Genomic DNA, 17,569 nt, shown 5'->3' on the forward strand with positions numbered 1-17,569 from the left:
GTCAGACCCCGATGCGGTGCCACGGGCCCCAGACGGCGAACGTCATGCCGCGGCTCGCCTGGATGTTCACGAACAGCGTGTGCCCGTCGGGGCTGAACGTCGAGCCGGCGAACTCGTCGTTGAACCGCTGCGTGCCGGTGCTGCTCACCAGCCGGTTGAGGGCGATGTCGAACAGGTGCCCGTCGCGGGTCAGGCCGCGCAGGTAGTTGTCGTTGACGTTGTCCTCGCAGACCACGAGCGTGCCGCGCGGGCTGGTGGTGACGTTGTCGGGGAAGTCCAGCACGTCGGGGCCCGGCGACTCGTAGAGCAGCCGCAGCGTGCGGGAGCGGATGTGGTACGCCCAGATCTGGCCGGACCCGTTGCCGTAACCGTCGGCGATCGGCCCGAGCGCGGTCTCGGCCGGGCCGCCGCCCTGCGTCGAGGTGAAGTACACGACCCCGTCGTCGTAGGCGGAGCCCTCCAGCCGCGAGAAGTAGGCGGCGCCCTGCGCCCAGCCCTGGCGGGCCACGTGCGTGAGGGCGGTGTCGTTGGGGGTCGGTGCCGGCTGCCCCGGCGTGTACGGGAACGTGGGCGCCGGGTCGTCGATGTCGACCCACTCGACCCGGTAGCTCGCGCCGGCTGGCTGGGCCGCGGCGAGGTCGACGTTCGGCCGCCCCTTCACCCGCAGCATCTGCAGCCGCCCGCGGTTGTCGAGCCGGCCGGTCCGCATCGGGTTGCCGCGGGGGGTGTACCGGTAGAAGCCCGACGGCCAGCCGAAGTTGTCCTCGGTCAGGTAGAGCGCGCCGCCCTCGGGATCGAAGGCGACCGACTCGTGCGCGAAGCGCCCGGCGGCCGTCACCGGCGTGCGGTCCGACGCGCCGCCGACGGGGACCTCGAAGATGAACCCGTGCGGCTTGGTCAGCGGCACGTTGCTCACGCCGGTGAAGTCGGCGCCGACGTCCGGCCCGTTGACGGTCTCCTCGCAGGAGATCCAGGCGCCCCACGGCATCCGCCCGCCGGAGCAGTTCATCTGGGTGCCGTTGAGGCTGGTGCGGGCGCGCACGACCTCGCCGTACCGGGTCACCTCGACCGTCGTCGTCCCGCCCTGCGCCGCCGGGTCGTAGGCCTGGGACGCGTCGCCGAACGCCGGCCCGGGGTTGTTGAGCTCGTGGTTGCGCACGAGCACCACGGTGCCGCGCCGCCCCCGGAACGCGCCCATCCCGTCGTGCCGGCCGGGCAGCGCGGTCCCGTCGTCGAGCACGACCGGCGCCTCGGTGTCGTGGAACGAGCGGTACTGGAAGCCGGCGGGCAGCCACAGCCGCACGGCGCCGTCGCGCAGGTCGGGCACCGGCCCGAGCGGTGCGGACGGCGGGGGTGGCGCGGCGTTCGCGGCCCGGCTGACGAAGCCCAGGAACGGCCCGCCGAGCAGTGCGCCGCCGGTGGCGGCGGCCGCGCCGCGGAGCACGGCACGTCGATCGAGTCCGGTCATTGCCCGATCGTGCGACCACCCCAGCCGTCTCGCAACCTTCCGTTCATCACATGTTCATCTCAGATCAGGCAGTTGCCCATGGCGGTCTCCTCTCACAGCAGGTCGGCCAGCAGGGCCGCGGCCTCGGCGGCCCCGCCGGTCTCGACGGGTCGGTAGGCGGTCTCCCGGCCGATCTCGGCGGCGATCGCCGCGGCCAGGACGTCGGGGGTCAGGTCCGCGTAGGCCAGCCGGCGGCCGGCGCCGTACTGCCGCAGCCGGTGCGTGACGTGGAACTGCTGCTCGAAGTGGTGGCGCAGCGGCACGTACAGGAACGGGCGGCCCAGCGCGGTCAGCTCCATGCAGGTGCTCAGGCCGCCCTGCACGATCGCGAGGTCGCTCGCGGCGAGCAGCCGGTACAGGTCCGGGACGAACGGGTGCACCTCCAGCCCCGGGCGCGCCGGGAACCCGGCCGGGTCGATGCGCGGCCCGGTGACGACGACCATCCGCAGGCCCGGCACGAGCCGCGCGGCCGGCCCGAACGCGGCCACGACGCGGCGCAGCAGGTGCCCGCCGACCCCCGACCCGCCGACGGTCACCACGCACACCCGCTCGTCCGGCCCGAACCCGAGCCCGGCCCGCAGCGCCGCCCGGTCCGGCAGCGCGGCCGGGTCGAACCCGGTGACGTACCCGGCGAACGAGTAGTGCTCGGCCGTCCACTCGCGGATGCCCGGCAGGCCCGGCCCGAACGACGCGTCGACCACGTCGCCCGGGTTGCCGACGAACACCGCCCGGTCGCGCACCCGCGGGAACCGGGCGATGTGCTCGATCATCTCGGCGTTGTAGTCGGCGGTCACCAGCGCCTCGCGGGGGTCGCCGTCGGGCATCGGCAGGTTGCCGACGAAGTCGGTGAGCCACGCGTACGCGTACCGCTTCAGCTCCGGGTTCTCGTGCAGGAAGTGGTCGACGTCCCACGCCTCGTCGCCCACCACGAGGTCGTACCCGCCGTCGCGCACCACGTCGTGGAAGACCATGAAGTTGGCGACCAGGATCTCGTCCATCCGCCGCAGCGCCTCGAAACAGTGCAGGTCGTGCTCGCCCGCCTCGTCCTCGATGTGCGCCGACTCGCTGACCAGCCAGCGGCTCGCCGGGTGGACCCGCTCGCCGGCCGCCTCGAGGACCCGGGTCACCGGGTGCTGCGCCAGCCAGTCGATCCGCACGCCGGGCTGCCGCTCCCGCAGCGCCTTCGCGACCGCCACGTCGCGGCGGGCGTGGCCCAGCCCGATCGGCGACGAGAGGTACAACACCTTCCGCTGCCGGCTCGCCCACCGCGACCACGTCTTCGGTGCGTTGTGCGGCGGTGCCAGCCGCTCGGCGAACTCGTGGATGCGCAGGTTCACCGCCACCGGATCGCGCGCGAGCGGGATGTGCCCGGCACCGCGCAGCGTCACCAGCTCGCCGCCGGTCCGCTCGGCGATCACCTCGCTCCGCTTGACCGGACTGACCCGGTCGTCGTCGCCGTGCAGCAGCAGCACGGGCGTGGTGATGCGGGCGCACCACTCCTCGAGCGTCGGCCGGTCCGGCCGGGCACCTCGGCTCTCCGCGACGAGCACCGCGCCGGAGGTCTCGCGGCCCCAGCCGACCGCGTCCTCGATCTGCTTCGTGGAGTGGGGTTCGGGGAAGCACTGACCGAAGAAGAACCAGAGGAAGTCGTCGAGGTCGGTGGTCCACTGGTCGTGGTGGTACTTCGCCCAGTGCTCGGGCGGGTCCGGCTCGACGAACGGGACCCGCGAGGGGCTCAGCCCGCTGCGGTCGGTGTACTTCGACCGCCCCGGATCCGCGTAGTCGACGGACGCGCCGATCAGGACGGTGCCGAGCACGCGGTCCTGGTGGTTGGCGGCGAGGTCGAGGGCCCAGTTGGCGGCCTTCGACAGCGCGACGAGGACGGCCTTCCCGGTGCCGGTGGCGTCGAGCACCGCGCGGGCGTACGCGACCTGCGCATCCTGGTCGTAGGCTGCGGGTTCGAGGGGCCGGTCGGACCCGCCGTTGCCCGGCCCGTCGTACGTGACGACGCGGTGGTGCCTGGCGAGGTAGGGGATCTGCGCTTTCCAGAACCGCTTGTGGACGACGGTCCAGGCGGGCATGAGCAGCAGCGTGGGCGCTCCGTCGCCGTACACCTCGTAGTGAACCTTGACGCCACGGTGCTCGACGTGCCCTTCGGCGTCGGCTGTCCTGGCCCGCATGCTGCTCCTCCTCCGCTGGGGCTGTCCTGGTTGCCTGGCTGCCTGTTCCGCTGGTGCTGTCCTCCGACACCGGTCGGTCGACCGACCGAACTTTGTTCGGAGACCTGCTCTGTTCGGTCGGTCGCTCGACCGAGCCGTGGTGCTGTGCTCGCTTCCGGTCGGTCGACCGACCGAACTTGTTCGGAACCCTTCGCCGCTCGGTCGGTCGACCGACCGAGCGGCGGGCGTGCTGCCCTCGGTCGGTTGACCGACCGAGCTAGCCGGAGGCCCGTCGTCCTTGGTCGGTCGTTCGACCGAATCGGCATTGGTTGGGACCTGTCGGTCGGTCGACCGACCGAATTTTCAGGCGCGGTGGGTATCGGTGTGGTGGGCTGAGCGTGTGGGCTGTGCGAGGTCGGTCTCTCGGTCGACCGAGAGTGCTCCGCGTTGCGGTCCCAGGCCCGAGCGCTCCGTCGGGTCATGATCAACGGAAGGTTTTGGCTGCTATAGCAGCCATTTGTTTCCCTTGATCATGCCGTTGGGCATCGGGCCCTGCCGAAGTCGCCGGCCTCGGGTCCGCCGTCGTTGCGGTGTGTCTCCGTGCCTTGCCTGCTGGCGCTGCGTCACTCTCAGTACGTGCAGTGTCACCGGAAATTCGGTCGGTCGACCGACCGACCCTCAGTACGTTACTGTTCGGGCGTCCGACCGAATTGAGGAGTGTCGTCGTGCCGACAGAGGTTCCGGCCCGGATCATGGATGCGACCCGTGCGTGTCTGCTCGCCGAGGGGTACGCGAACCTGTCCACGCGCACCGTCGCCCGCACGGCCGGCGTGCCGGTGAGCCAGATCCACTACCACTTCGGCAGCAAAGAGAACATGGTCCTGGCCATGCTCGCCCACGAGAACCAGCGCCTCGTCGCCCGCCAGCGGCAGATGTACGCCACCCAGGTCCCGCTCTCCAAGCGGTACCGTCAGGCCTGCGACTTCCTCGACATCGACATCACGTCCGGGTACGTCCGGATTCTCCAGGAGGCCATCGCCGCCGGCTGGACCGAGCGCGCCGTGGCCGACCAGGTGCTCGCGATGCTGCGCGGCTGGACCGACCTGCTGGTGACCGTGGCCAGGGAGGCCGAGGAGCGGTTCGGGACCCTCGGGCCGTTCACCGCCGACGACGTCGCCACGCTCGTCGCCGTCGCGTTCATCGGCGGGGAGGCGCTCATCCTGCTCGGTGACCCGGACTGGTCCAGCAGGGTGCGGGTGGCGCTGCGGCGGTTCGGCGACCTCATCGAGCTGATGGAGGATCGGGTGGAGGGTCGAGCCTGACGCCGCCCAGGGCGTCGAGGAACGTGCGGGCCCAGTGGTCCACGTCGTGCTCGCGCAGGTGTGCCCGCATGCGGCGCATCCGGGTCCGCAGGTCGTCCGGGGTGGCGCGCAGCGCGGCCGTGATGCCCCGCTTGAGGTCGTCGACGTCGTAGGGGTTGACGAGGAACGCGTCCTCCAGCTCGGCCGCGGCGCCGGTGAACTCGCTCAGCACCAGGGCGCCGCCCTCGTCCTGGCGGGCGGCGACGTACTCCTTCGCGACCAGGTTCATGCCGTCGCGCAGCGGGGTGACCAGCATGACCTCCGCGGCGAGGTACAGCGCCTGCAGCTCCTCCGGCGAGCGCGTCTGGAAGAGGTAGTGCAACGGTACCCGGCCCACCTCGCCGAATTCGCCGTTGATCCGGCCGACCTCGCGCTCGACGCGCTCCCGCAGCTGCTGGTACTGCGCGACCCGCATCCGGCTGGGTGTGGCCAGCTGGATCAGGACCACCTCGTCGACGGACAGGGCGCCCTCGGCCAGCAGCTCGCCGTAGGCCTCGATCCGTTGCTCGATGCCTTTCGTGTAGTCGAGCCGGTCGACCCCGAGCAGGATCCGCCGGTCGCCGCCGAGGTCTTCTTGCAACCGTTGACGCTCCAGCAGTACCGCCGGAGCGTCGGCCATCCGCTCACTCCCGGCGACGTCGATCGAGATCGGGAACGCCCGGGCGGTGACCGTGCGCCCCTCGTAGGCGACCGTCTCGCCGCGCGGGTGCAGGCCGGCCAGCCGCGCGGCCAGCTGCAGGAAGTTCTCCGCCGCGAGGGGCCGCTGGAAGCCCACCAGGTCGGCGCCGAGCAGCCCGCGCAGGATGTCGCTGCGGCCCGGCAGCTGCATGAACAGCTCGACGGGCGGGAACGGGATGTGCAGGAAGAAGCCGATGCGCAGGTCGGGCCGTGCCGCGCGGAGCATGGCCGGCACGAGCATGAGCTGGTAGTCGTGGATCCACACGGTGGCGCCCTCGCCGGCCACCTCCGCGGTGGCCTCGGCGAAGCGGCGGTTGACGGCCTCGTAGGCGCGGCGCCAGAGCCGCTTGTGCACCGGCTGCTCGACGGCGTCGTGGAACAGCGGCCAGATCGTCGAGTTCGACTCGCCCTCGTAGTAGCGGTCGACGTCCTCGGCGCTCAGCGGCACCGGCCGCAGGTACACCCCGTCGTCCTTGAACGGCCCGGTGTCGTCCTCGACGGCTCCGGTCCAGCCGACCCAGGCCCCGCCGGAGTTGTGCGCGATCGGCTCGAGGGCGCTGACCAGCCCGCCCGGGCTGCGCGCCCAGGTGCCGTCGTCGGCCCGGTCGACCGGCAGCCGGTTCGCGACCACGACGAAGCGGTAGTCCACAGATTGCCTGTACCCCGTGCAGGCTCCCTGTATCAACCGGCGGCCGGGTCGATCCGGAGCAGGATGGACTGCGGGCTCGTGCCGGGCTCCGGTGCCGAGGCGAAGCGCGCGTACAGCGAGATGCGCGCCGGCGCGCCGGGGACCCGGAGCCGGTAACCCAGGGTGTGTGAGGCGGACGGCCCGGTGCGTGGCAGCACGTCGGCCGGGCCGAACGTCTCGTCGAGCTCGTACCGGGTCAGCGCCCAGGGCAGGGATCCGGGCTGGGAACCGGGCTGGGAACCGGCCGGGAAGCGCAGCTCGACGCTCGCCCGCGACAGCTCGCCGGCCGTCACCAGCGGCGGCGGGATCGTCGGGGTGCCGAACGCGTCGCGGATCTCCTCCGTGCTGCCGGTTGCCACCGCGCACAGCCGTTCGCTCATCGCCCGCAGCTCCGCGGCGCCCGGCGGGTGCCGCAGGACCGGCATGAGGTCTACCCAGATCCGGGCCAGCTCGGGATAGTCCGGCGCCACGCCCGACGCGTAGATCGCGAGGCCCTCGCGCGCGTGGCGGGCCGCTTCGGTGTGGCGCTGCTGGCCGTGCAGCAGCTTCGCGCAGAACAGCCTGTGCGTGCCCAGGAGCACGGGATGGGACTCCGCCGCGATCGCCTGGCCGATGCGCTCCTCGCTGCGCCGCTCGTCGCCGAGATCCAGCCACAGCGATGCCAGGGACGCGTAGACGTCGGCGGCCACCGTCACGTCGGCCAGCATCGCGTCCGCCGCCGTCACGAGGTCGAGCGCCCGTTCCCGGTCGCGGTGCACGCGCAGCCGGCGCCGGGCCTCCCGCACCAGCTCCTCGACGGTCACGGCCGGGCCAGGTCGGCCGGGAGGCCCGTCGTGCGCAGCGCCAGGACGTTCGTGGCGGCGCCCAGCGCGGCCAGGACGGCCGCCCGGGCGAAGGCGGTGTCGCCGGGGTGCCGCGCCCGCAGCCGGGTCGCCCGCGCCCGCACCGCCGGGTGGTCCGCCTGCACGACGTCGCAGGCGGCGAGGAAACGGTCGGTCGTCACCGGGCGAGCCTACGTCCATCCGACCGTCCATCCGACCTGAGGCGGAGTGCCCGCAACCTTGACGAGGTCTGCGGGCCGCAGTAGATTCCTGAAAACCTTTTCGGTCATGTTTCGAGTCCGTCAGCGGGGGGCGGCCGAGACCGGGAATGCCTGCTCCGCCGCACGTTGCACCCCCGACGACACCCCTACCGACCCTGGCTCCGGGCATCGCCGCAAGAGCACGCCGCCGAAATCCATTTCCGAAACCCGGCGGGCGGGCTCGGTCGTGCGCGGGCGCCGCTGGGAGACGCCCTATGACATCCCGCATCCTTCGCGCGCTGGCGGTCGCCGCGGCCGGGCTCGCGCTCGTCGCGTGCACCGCGACGCCGACGCCGAAGCCGGCACCGCCGCCGGTCGACGGTGCCGACAGCGGCGGGCGGCTGCTGCTGTGGGCGCCCGCCGCGCTCGAGGTGCAGGCCACGCTGCTCGCCGACGCCTACAACGCCACCCACACCAACCAGGTCGAGCTGACGCTCGTGCCCGCGGCCGACTACCCGGCCCGGGTCGACGCGGCGGCCGGCCGCAACGCGCTGCCCGACCTGTTCGCCGGCGCCGTCGCCGACGTGCCGGGATGGACCCGGCGCGGGCTCTACCAGGACGTCACCGGCCGCATCGACCGGCTGCCGTTCGCCGCCCGGATCAACCCGGCGCACCTGGAGGCCGGCACCAGCGGCGGCGCCCGGCACGTCCTGCCGTTCGTGGTCCAGCCGCAGGGCGGGGACGCGGTCGGCATCTCCCGCGACTCCCACAAGGCCGACCAGGCCTGGAACTTCCTCTACTGGCTGCTGTCCGACGAGGCCCAGGTCCATGTCCTGGCCCGCAACGGCGACCCGACGGCCCGGGACGACCTCTGAACGCGCCCTCCGAAAACCTTTGTGATCGATTTCGCCCCATCAGCACCACCAGGAACGGAGCAATGAGACCACGAACCGCGGCGAAGGCCGCCCTCGCCGGGCTGGCGGTGACATTCCTCGTCACCCTGCCGGCCCACGCGGCACCCCCCAACGCCAACACCCCGTACCCCGTCTTCACCGGCGCCGCCGACCCGGTGCCGGACCAGCGCACCGGCTACCACGTCCGCAACCAGCTGCAGGCCGTCTTCGACGCCGACCTGGCCGCGGGCGCCGGCTCCTCCACCGACAGCGACTTCTGGATCGACCGCATGCTCGCCCGCACCGGCAACGCGCCGGGCGGCTCGAACGGCGACGCCAACCAGTACCTCTTCAGCCGTGGCCGCGCCGTCTTCATGAAGACCCACCAGCCCGCCACGCTCGGCTTCGGCGGCGAGGTCGCCTACGTCGAGTCGATCGCCGGCGGCCAGGGCGCGTACACCGTCACCGTCTCCCTCAACGGCACGGACGTCACGCTCGCCGAGGACGCCGCGCAGCGCAAGCAGACGCCGAGCTACTGGCGCGGCGTCTTCACCAACAGCGCCAACGGGCTGCGGATCGTCGAGACCAAGTTCATCACCGACGCCAACGTGGTCGTCACCAACCTCGAACTGTCCAGCACCAACGGCGCGGCCAAGACCGTGACGCTCACCGCGAGCTCGGCCTTCGCGAAGACGGCGGAGGCCAGCGGCGAGCTGACCGGCGCGGTGCGGGCGTTCAACCGGCTCACCAACCTGTTCCCGCGCTTCTCCGGCGACGGCTTCACGCCGGTCGACGGCACGCTCCGCCAAACCCTGGCGGTACCGGCCACCGGAGTGACAAGGACCAAGGTACAGCTGGGCTTCGTCACCAAGGAGAACCCGGCCTCGCTCACCGAGTACCAGCAGTACAAGGCGGCGACGCCGGCCACCGCCTACACGCAGCACGTCACGAACTACAACCAGTGGTGGGCCGACAACGTGCCCTACCTGGACACGCCCGAGAACAACATCGACAAGACGCTGTTCTACCGCTGGTGGCTCATGCGGTACAACTTCCTCGACGCCGACATCCCGGGCAACGACTACCAGTTCCCGACGTCGATGGAGGGCGTGCTCGGCTACAACAACGCGATCGTGCTCACGGTCGGCATGTTCGTCGACGACCTGAAGTACTTCCGCGACCCGGTCTACTCCTACGGCCCGTGGGTGTCGGCGGGTGAGGTGTCGAAGAGCTCGAAGTACGTCGACAACCCCGGCGACCCGGCGAACTGGTCGAACAGCTACACCGAGTACATCTCCGAGGCGGCCTGGCGCTCCTACCAGCTGCACGGCGGCCCGAAGGCGATCGCCGAGAACCTCGCCGAGTACGCCGAGTACGACGTCAAGGGCCTGCAGGACGCCTACGACTTCGACGGCAACGGCCTCATCGAGTACAACTGGGGCGCCATGACCGGCAACGACGCCGACGCGGTGTCGTTCGACTGGCGCTCGGGCTACATGGACCGCACCGAGAACGCGTACCTCTACTCCAACGCCAAGGCGGCCGCCGCGGCCTACCGCGCCGCCGGCAACACGTCGAAGGCGGACGAGATGGAGGCGTTCGCCGCGCAGATCAAGGCGGCGGTCCTGCAGTACCTCTGGGAGCCGGCCCGCGCCACGCCCGACGAGATGGGCCTGAACGGCAACCTCCTCAAGCACCGGCACGTCTCGTCCAACATGCTCGTGCCGTGGAAGGAGATCAACAACTACTACCCGTTCGCGGTCGGCCTGATGCCGAAGCCCGGCGACCCCGACTACACACAGCCCTACGTGGAGGCGCTGCGGCTGTTCGCCGACGCCGCGCAGTACCCCATCTTCCCCTTCACCACCGCCAACCAGGCCGACAAGGCCGCCGCCGCCGCGCAGGGCGACCCCGGCAGCAACAACTTCTCGGTCATCAACTCGACCGTGACGTTCCGGATGCTCTCGCAGGTGCTGCGCAACTACCCGACGGCGTACATCGACGCCGAGTGGTACAAGAAGCTGCTGTACTGGAACGCCTGGGCGCACTACCAGAACAACGGCGACAACCGGTACCCGGACCAGAACGAGTTCTGGGCCGACGGCTCGGCGACCGGCCAGAGCATCGGCTACCGCTCCTGGATCCACCACACGATCCTCGGCGCGACCAACTTCACCGTCATCGAGGACGCGATGGGCCTGCGCCCCCGCTCCGACGCGAAGGTGGAGCTCGACCCGATCAACATCGGCTGGGACCACTTCACCGCCAACAACATCCGCTACCGCGACCGTGACCTGACGGTCGTCTGGGACGCGCCCGGCGGGACCAACTACTACGGCCTCGCGGAGGGCTACTCGGTCTACCTCGACGGCGAGCTCGCGTTCACCACCGACAAGCTCGGCAAGGTCGTCTACGACCCCGCCACCGGCACCGTCGAGGCGGCCGCCGGCATCACCGTGCTGACCCACAACACCCGGTCGGTCAAGGCGCCGCAGGACGTCACGTTCCCGGCGGACGCCCGGATCGTCGACGTCATGGCGAAGGCCGGCGCCGACGTCGCCCCGGCCAGCACCGGCACCGCGAACATCGCCCAGGGCCGCCCGGCCACCGCGACGTTCTCGGCGAGCGGCCGCGGACCGTCCGGCGCGCTGAACGGCACGACGATCAACGAGCCGTTCTGGGGTACCGCCGGCTCGCCCAACGCCCAGGACTCGATGGAGATCGACCTGCAGGGCGACAAACCGATCGACGACGTGCGGGTGTACTTCTACAACACGTCGTCGACCGCGACCGTGCAGGGCTACGCCCCGCCGGCGCAGTTCACCGTCCAGTACGACGACGGCAGCGGCTGGAAGACGGTCGCGAACCAGAGCCGGTTCCCGGCCTACCCGCGGGGCAACCTCAACCAGGTCCGCTTCCCGCAGGTGACCGCGAAGAAGCTGCGGATCACCGTTCAGCACGCCCCGGGGTCGAGGACCGGCATCAAGGAGGTCCAGGCGTTCGGCACCGGCGTCGCCGCGCCGGCCGCCACCAACGCCGCGCCGCTCGCCGACGCGTGGGTCGACTCGTCCTACAGCCAGGCCGGCTCGGCCCGGCTGATCGGGCTCGCCCAGGACGACGGCAACCCCGGCAACCCGCTCACCGCGGCCTGGACGGTCGTCGACGCGCCGGACGGCGGGTCGGTCGCGTTCGACCCGGCCGACGCGCCGACCACGGTCGCCCGCTTCACCAGGTCCGGGCGGTACACGCTGCGGCTCACGGTCGGCACCTCCACGAAGGACGTCGTCGTCAACGCCACCGCGCTGACCGAGGGCGAGATCAACGTGGCCTCCACGGCCACCGCGTCGGCCAGCTTCACGGCCGGCTGGAACAACGTCAACGCGGTCAACGACGGCAAGCCGTCGCTGTTCACCGGCGGCGCGCAGACCGACCTGTGGGGCACCTGGACCGGCAGCGAGCCGGCCACCCGGTGGCTGCAGTACGACTTCCCGCAGGCGGTCCGGGTCGACAAGGCGTCGATCGACTTCTGGTCCGACAGCACCACCGGCGGCAGCGGCGTGGCCGTGCCGAGGTCGTGGAGGCTGCAGTACTGGAACGGCACCGCGTTCGTCGACGTGACCGGCGCGACCGGGTTCGACCCGGCCGTGCGCGGGCGGACCAACCAGGTCTCGTTCGACCCGGTCACCACGACGCGGCTGCGGGCGACGTTCAACGCGCTGCCGAACGCGGCCGGCACCGCCTACTCGGCGGTCGGCGTCTCCGAGTGGCGGGTGTTCGCGGCCGCCGCCGGCGCCATCCAGGGCGTCGACGCCCGGACCCAGGTGGGTGTCGTACCGACGCTGCCGTCCACCGTGGACGTCACGTACGCCGACGGCACCCGGCTCCCGGTGGCCGTGGCGTGGGGCGCGATCGACCCCGCGAAGGTGGCCGCCGTCGGCGACTTCACCGTCTCGGGCTTCGTCGCCGGCACCACGCTCACCGCGACCGCCCACGTGTGGGTCCGCGGGAGTGACCCGGTGCAGATCAACACCGTCGACCCGGTCACGGTCCCGACGAAGGTGGGCGTGGCTCCGGTCCTGCCGGCCGGCGTCACGGTCGGCTACAACGACGGTTCACGGCAGAGCGGCATCGCCGTCACCTGGGCGGCGATCGACCCCGCGAAGTACGCCGCCGAGGGCACCTTCGAGGTGACCGGGCAGGTGGCCGGCACCGACAAGACCGCCACGGCGACCGTCGTGGTCGGGGCCGGCGGCCCGCAGGACACCGCACCGCCGGTCGTGGTCGTCGCCACCGACCCGGCCCTGCCGAACGGCTGGACGTCGTCGAACGTCACGGTGACGGTCACCGCGACCGACAACCGCGACGCGTCGCCGGCGATCGAGGTCGCCGTCGGCAGCGGGGCGTGGCAGGCCTACACCGGGCCGGTCACGGTGTCCGCCGAGGGCGCCACCGCCGTCAAGGCGCGGGCCCGGGACGCGGCCGGCAACGTCTCACCGGTCAGCGAGCTGACGGTCGGCATCGACCGCACCGCCCCGACGGCGGCGGCCACGTTCGACCAGGCCGGCCGGTCGGTGACGATCACCGGCACCGACGCACTGTCCGGGATCGCGGCGCTGCAGTACCGGCTGACCGTCGGTGGTGTGGTGACGCAGGACTGGACGGCCGCGGCCGGGCCGGTGCCGATCGGCTCGGCGGCCACGACCGTCGACTACCGCTCGGTCGACAAGGCCGGCAACACCTCGGCCACCGGCTCCGTCCAGGTGCCCGAGGGTCAGGCGCCGGTCAACGTCGCCCGCACCGCGACGGCGTCCGCGTCGTACACGCCGGGCTGGCTCACCGCCGACAACATCGCCGACGGCGTGCAGCCGAGCGGGCCGGTCGGGCCGAACACCGACGTGTGGAACACCTGGCCGCAGGTCGGCGAGCAGTGGATCCAGCTCGACTGGGCCGCGCCCGTCACCGTCGACCGGACCCGGATCTGGTTCACCCAGGACCTCGACGAGTCCGGCGCCGGCGTGGCCCCGCCCAGCACCTGGAAGCTGCAGTACTGGGACGGCAGCGCCTGGAAGGACGTGACCGGCGCCTCGGCGTACGGCACCTCCGCCACGGAGTGGAACACCGTCACGTTCACGAAGGTCACGACGACGAAGCTGCGGGCGCTGCTCACCGCGAGCGGCACCGAGGAGGGCAAGGGCGCGCCCGGCGTGCAGGAGTGGGAGGTCTACGACGTCCCCGGCCAGCCTGCCCCGCAGTTCGACGTCGAGGTCCAGGCCCGCACCCAGTGCATCGGGACCAACGCCTACGTGTCGGTCAACGCCCGCAACGCCGACGACGTGCCGCTCACCATCGAGCTGGTCACGCCGTACGGGTCGCGGACGGTGACCGGGGTTGCCCCGGGCAAGGTCGCCTACCAGGCGTTCAACACCCGCGGTCCCTCCGTCGCCGCCGGGACGGTGACCGTGAAGGTCACCGGCCCGACCGGAACTGCCGAGATCACCGCCCCGTACACCGCTCTGAGCTGCGGCTAGTTGCATTCGCGGTGGCGGCCCTGACCGGCCGCCACCGCGTCCTTCCCCGAGGAGCACCGTGAGAGTTCTGTTCCGGGCGGCGGTCGCCGGTCTGGTCACCGCCGGGTTGCTGGTCGCGGCCGGCCCGGCCCACGCCGCCGACTCGTACACCTTCACCCACGCCGGCAACCCGATCCTCGCCGACGGCAGCTACTACTCGGCCGACCCGGCGCCGCTGGTCGCCGGCGACGACCTGTACATCTACACCGGCCACGACGAGGCCGGCCCGACCACCAACGACTTCGTCATGAACGAGTGGGGCGCGTTCCGTACCTCCGACGTCGCGTCGGGCCAGTGGACGCACTACCCGTCGCTCATGCGCCCCGAGACCGTCTTCGCCTGGGCCACCGCCGGGCGCGCCTACGCCGGCCAGGTCGTCAAGGGCGTCGACGGCCGCTACTACTGGTACGTCCCGATCAACGAGCGCGACAGCCCGGCGTCGGACAAGTTCGCGATCGGCGTCGCCGTCTCCGACAGCCCGACCGGGCCGTGGACCGACCACGCGGGCGGCCCGATCATCTCCCAGCGCGTCCCCGTCGCGAACACCATCCACAACATCGACCCGACGATCCTCGTCGAGGGCCAGCGGGTCTTCGTCTGGTGGGGATCGTTCAGCAACCTGCGCATGCAGGAGTTCCAGGCCGACATGAAGACCGCCGTCGGCACCCAGCGGACGGTCACCGGCCTCACCGGCTACTTCGAGGCCCCGTGGATCTTCAAGCGCGGCGCCACGTACTACATGGCGTACGCGGGCAACAACGCCGGCCCGACCTCGGCGTGCACCCCCGCCAACTACCACGCCTGCATCGCCTACGGCACCGCCGGCGCGCCCGAGGGGCCGTGGACCTACCGGGGCACCGTCCTCGCGCCGGTGTCCTCGACCACGAGCCACCCGGGCATCCTCGAGTACAAGGGCCAGTGGTACATCGCCTACCACACCGCCGACGCCGCCGGCGGCGGGCACTTCCGGCGGTCGGTCGCGATCGACAAGGTCGAGTGGGACGACACGCTCAGCCCGCCGCGGATGAAGCTGGTCACCCAGACACCCAGGAAGGAGCGCGACCGCACGCCGCGGGCGAACATCGCCCAGGAGGCGAAGGTGACCGTCTCCAACGAGCCGGTGCCCACGCAGTACTGGGTGAAGGCCCTCAACGACGAGATCGTGCGGGCCAACCCGCTGCCGCCGGACATGTGGGGCACCTGGACCGGGAGCAACCCGCCGCAGCAGTGGGCGCAGTACACCTGGGACCAGCCGGTGCGGGTCAGCGGCTCGCAGATCGACTTCTGGAACGACCAGCCGCAGGGCACCGGCGTCGGCGTCGCCGCCCCCGCCAACTGGAAGCTGCAGTACTGGAACCTCAGCTCCTCGCAATGGACCGACGTGCCGAACCCGAGCGGCTACCCGACGTCCACCTCGGGATTCCAGAACACCACGTTCGACGCCGTGACCACGACGCAGGTCCGCGCGCTGTTCAACGCCTCGACGAACGGCAGCACCTACTCGGCCGTGGCCGTCGAGGAGTGGAAGGTCCTCGCCGCGCAGCCGTCGCAGCCGGTCATCGCGCCGGGGATCACGGTCGAGGTCGGCGAGACCGACCTGCCCGGCACCCTGCCGGTGACATTCGGCCCCGCGCCGGCCGACGTGCTGCAGCTGCCGGTGTACTGGGACGCCGTCACGGCGGAGCAGGTCGCTGCGCCGGGGTCGTTCGCGATCCAGGGCAGCGTTCTCGGCTACGCCGCCGGCCGGGTCTCGACCACGGTCACCGTCATCTCGCCCGGCGACACCGCCGGTGACGTGACCGCGCCGACGCTGACGCTCACGCCGAGCGGCAGTGCCGGCACGGGCGGCTGGTACCGCTCGGCGGTCAAGGTGCGGGTCGCCGGCGTCGACGACCGCGGCGGCCGGCTGACCCTCACGTCCACAGTGGACAGCGGGCCGCCGGTCGTGGCCGGCCCGGTGCGGTTCACCGACGTCACCGTGTCGGGGGACGGGCAGCACTCCGTGTCCGCCACCGCGACCGACCGGGCCGGGAACACCTCCCCGGCGGCGAGCCTGCCGGTCCGCATCGACGCCACCGCACCGACCAGCACGGCGACCGTCGAGGCCCGCGCCGTCACGGTCGGCGCGACCGACGCCACCTCCGGCGTGGCCCGGATCGAGTACGCGGTCGACACCGGGGCGTGGAGCGCCTACACCGGGCCGGTCGCGGCGCCCGACAGCAACAAGCACACGGTGTCGTTCCGGGCGCTCGACAACGCGGGCAACCTGGAGACCGCCAGGACGGTCACCATCCCGGCCGACCTGTCCGGGCCGCTGTCCGGCAACGTCGGGCCGATCGCGACGCCGACCGCCTCGTACACGGCCGGCTGGAACAGCGTCGGCGCGCTCAACGACAACGCCGACCCGGCCAACCCGGGCCAGGCCCAGCTCTGGGGCACCTGGTCCGGCACCCGCCCGGCCACCCAGTGGGTGCAGTACGAGTGGTCGCGGCCGATCCGGCTCACCGGCGCCGAGCTGAAGTTCTGGCGCGACTCGAACCGGGGGACCGGCGACGGCGTCGCCGAGCCCGACGGCTGGTCGCTGCAGTACTGGGACGGCACCGCCTGGGTGGACGTGACCGGCGCCTCCGGAAACCCCGTGTACGGCACCAGCACCACCGCGTTCAACACCGTCACGTTCACCCCGGTCACCACCTCGCGGCTGCGGGCCATGGTCCGGGCCAACGGCAACGGCACCACGTACTCGGCGGTCGCGATCACCGAGTGGCGGGTCTTCGCCGACGACCCCGGCACCAGCCCGGCGGTCGTGCCGGTCACCGTCACCGTCCAGCCCCGCTGCATCGCCGGGAAGGTGTTCCTCGCCGTGCAGGCCCGCAACGACCACTCCTCGTCAGTCGACGTGGCCGTCGAAACTCCCTACGGCGACCGGTCCTTCACCGCCGTCGCCCCCGGCGCCGTCGCCTACCAGTCGTTCGCGGTGCGGGCGGCCACGGCGCCGGCCGGGTCGGTGACCGTCCGGGCCACCGGCGTCGTCGGCGGTACCACCGTCACCACGACCAGCACCGCCTCGTACACCGCGCACAGCTGCGCCTAGGTAAGGAGATCCCCCCGCAATGAACGCCCGAACCCGACTGCACGTGGTGACCGCCGGTGCCGTCCTGGCGAGCGTGGCCGCCTTCCCGGCGGCCGCCCACGCCGAGGACGGTGACTCTGCCGGCGTGCAGGTCACCGTCGACATCGCCGAGATCCGCGAACCCGGCGTCCTCGCCCTCAGCGTCGCCGGCAACGCCGTCGCGCTGACCGAGAACGGCTCGACCCTGCTGGTGCGCCAGTTCACCGGCACCCTGCCGACGGTGACCGTCACCGACACCCGCACCGCCGAGGAGGTGCCGGCCGGCGCGAGCTGGGCGGTGCTGGGCAGCTCGACGAACTTCACCGGCTCGGCCGGGCAGGCCCCGATCACCGCCGACCACCTCGGCTGGAAGCCGCACCTCGTCGACGGCGGCGAGAGCGGCGGCCTGGTCGTCGAGGGCGAGGAGGTCGTCACCGTCCTGGACGACCCGACGCAGCCCGGCAACAACGTCGGCCTCACCGACCAGGAGCTGCTCGTCTCCACGTTCGACTCGGCGGCGGTCGCCGGCGCCGATGCGGGTAAGGTCCACGCCGAGATCCGGATCGCCGACGATCCGGGTGGC

General features: G+C 72.0%; 10 protein-coding genes. 5 read left to right on the forward strand and 5 right to left on the reverse strand.

The genetic code is table 11. The annotated features are described in order from the left end of the window. Position 1: 1 nt before the first annotated feature. Positions 2-1,468 (reverse strand): alkaline phosphatase PhoX, encoded by a 1,467-nt coding sequence (locus ABZS66_RS36580; RefSeq protein WP_354765904.1) that lies wholly within the window; start codon positions 1,466-1,468, stop codon positions 2-4. A gap of 92 nt (positions 1,469-1,560) precedes the next feature. Then, on the reverse strand, positions 1,561-3,687 hold the full coding sequence (locus tag ABZS66_RS36585; RefSeq protein ID WP_354765906.1) for an alpha/beta fold hydrolase: 2,127 nt from the start codon (positions 3,685-3,687) through the stop codon (positions 1,561-1,563). Positions 3,688-4,391: 704 nt separating this feature from the next. Here ABZS66_RS36585 and ABZS66_RS36590 point away from each other — a divergent pair. Next, positions 4,392-4,988, forward strand: coding sequence for a TetR/AcrR family transcriptional regulator (locus ABZS66_RS36590; RefSeq protein WP_354765908.1), 597 nt, complete (start codon positions 4,392-4,394; stop codon positions 4,986-4,988). On the opposite strand, the gene ABZS66_RS36595 is transcribed toward ABZS66_RS36590, so the two are convergent. Genes ABZS66_RS36595 through ABZS66_RS36605 form a run of 3 tightly spaced genes read right to left on the reverse strand, consistent with a single transcriptional unit; the run spans position 4,948 to position 7,396 of the window. Beyond that, positions 4,948-6,354 (reverse strand): trehalose-6-phosphate synthase, encoded by a 1,407-nt coding sequence (locus ABZS66_RS36595; RefSeq protein ID WP_354765910.1) that lies wholly within the window; start codon positions 6,352-6,354, stop codon positions 4,948-4,950. The two genes, ABZS66_RS36590 and ABZS66_RS36595, sit on opposite strands and share 41 nt — an antisense overlap. A gap of 32 nt (positions 6,355-6,386) precedes the next feature. After that, complete coding sequence (locus tag ABZS66_RS36600; protein ID WP_354765912.1) at positions 6,387-7,196, reverse strand: hypothetical protein; 810 nt, start codon at positions 7,194-7,196, stop codon at positions 6,387-6,389. Further along, positions 7,193-7,396, reverse strand: a complete 204-nt coding sequence (locus ABZS66_RS36605) for a hypothetical protein (RefSeq protein ID WP_354765913.1) — start codon at positions 7,394-7,396, stop codon at positions 7,193-7,195. Before ABZS66_RS36605 ends, ABZS66_RS36600 begins: the two co-directional genes overlap by 4 nt. 293 nt (positions 7,397-7,689) lie before the next feature. Here ABZS66_RS36605 and ABZS66_RS36610 point away from each other — a divergent pair, with 293 nt between their 5' ends. The 4 genes from ABZS66_RS36610 to ABZS66_RS36625 form a co-directional block, all read left to right on the forward strand. Beyond that, entirely contained in the window at positions 7,690-8,289 is a 600-nt protein-coding gene (locus ABZS66_RS36610; RefSeq protein WP_354765915.1) for a hypothetical protein, read from the forward strand. A 62-nt stretch (positions 8,290-8,351) separates the two neighbouring features. Further along, a complete protein-coding gene (locus tag ABZS66_RS36615) occupies positions 8,352-13,835 on the forward strand; it encodes an Ig-like domain-containing protein (RefSeq protein ID WP_354765917.1) in 5,484 nt (1,827 codons plus the stop codon). A gap of 58 nt (positions 13,836-13,893) precedes the next feature. After that, on the forward strand, positions 13,894-16,968 hold the full coding sequence (locus tag ABZS66_RS36620) for a family 43 glycosylhydrolase (protein WP_354765918.1): 3,075 nt from the start codon (positions 13,894-13,896) through the stop codon (positions 16,966-16,968). A gap of 19 nt (positions 16,969-16,987) precedes the next feature. Beyond that, positions 16,988-17,569: hypothetical protein (locus ABZS66_RS36625; protein WP_354765919.1), on the forward strand; the 582-nt coding region annotated here is incomplete at its 3' end.

The organism is Dactylosporangium sp. NPDC005572 (genome assembly GCF_040605515.1).
In the GTDB taxonomy this organism is placed as follows: Bacteria; Actinomycetota; Actinomycetes; order Mycobacteriales; family Micromonosporaceae; genus Dactylosporangium.

Excerpts from the sequence above, each read along its gene's own strand:
- ABZS66_RS36615 (WP_354765917.1), top strand. The coding sequence starts at position 8,352 with ATGAGACCACGAACCGCGGCGAAGGCCGCCCTCGCCGGGCTGGCGGTG.
- ABZS66_RS36610 (WP_354765915.1), top strand. The coding sequence starts at position 7,690 with ATGACATCCCGCATCCTTCGCGCGCTGGCGGTCGCCGCGGCCGGGCTC.
- ABZS66_RS36580 (WP_354765904.1), bottom strand. The coding sequence starts at position 1,468 with ATGACCGGACTCGATCGACGTGCCGTGCTCCGCGGCGCGGCCGCCGCC.
- ABZS66_RS36585 (WP_354765906.1), bottom strand. The coding sequence starts at position 3,687 with ATGCGGGCCAGGACAGCCGACGCCGAAGGGCACGTCGAGCACCGTGGC.